This window comes from Streptomyces sp. NRRL F-2664, assembly GCF_000719345.1.
GTDB lineage: Bacteria > Actinomycetota > Actinomycetes > Streptomycetales > Streptomycetaceae > Streptomyces.
The window spans coordinates 1-563 of sequence record NZ_JOFX01000317.1 but is presented as its reverse complement, the minus strand read 5'-3'; the positions used below and the strand labels follow the sequence as shown (position 1 = coordinate 563).

At 63.2% G+C, this 563-nt stretch carries 1 protein-coding gene; it reads left to right on the top strand.

Translation table 11 applies throughout. The features are described 5' to 3' along the window. Nucleotides 1–63 precede the first annotated feature (63 nt). Nucleotides 64–312: a hypothetical protein gene (locus IF89_RS46810; RefSeq protein WP_158718162.1), complete on the top strand. Its 249-nt coding sequence runs from the start codon at nucleotides 64–66 to the stop codon at nucleotides 310–312. Nucleotides 313–563: the final 251 nt, after the last annotated feature.

The following is a 563-nucleotide window of genomic DNA, read 5'->3' as shown; positions in this document are numbered from 1 at the left end:
CTACCTGTCACCCGTCGAGTTCGAACAGCAGCACCAGCGAGAACATAGACTCGCTCTCGCAGCATGAATCCCCGTGTCCACACACCGGGGGACGCCTCAGGGAACCTCACTAAGACCGCCCGCAAGGACACCGCCCGCGGATCCGGCCCGGGCAGGACCCGCCGGGCCGTCGAGCGAACCTTCGCCTGGCTCCACCAGTTCAAACGCCTGCGGACCCGCTACGAGATACGAGTCGGCCTCCACCTCGGACTCGCCAACCCACTGCAGCACCACCTGCCTGAGACAACTCCGAACCTCATAAATGACCAGTAACCCGTCAACGTGAGTAGCGGCAAAGCGAGAACGATTAGCCCTTTCGACCTGAGCGGGGACTAGTTGGAGGAGAGACAGCGGCTGCCACGACCTGCTGTCCTGGGCGGAAGTACCTGTCCCATTTTGCCTGCGTCTTCCTGGGGTTGCGATGCTGTCTTCTTCCGCTTCTATCCGCCGTGTGTGTTGCCGGGGGGGTGTGGCTGGTCTTCTGGTGCTGGCTGCGGTCGGTGGCTCGGGAGGGGATGGCTCTG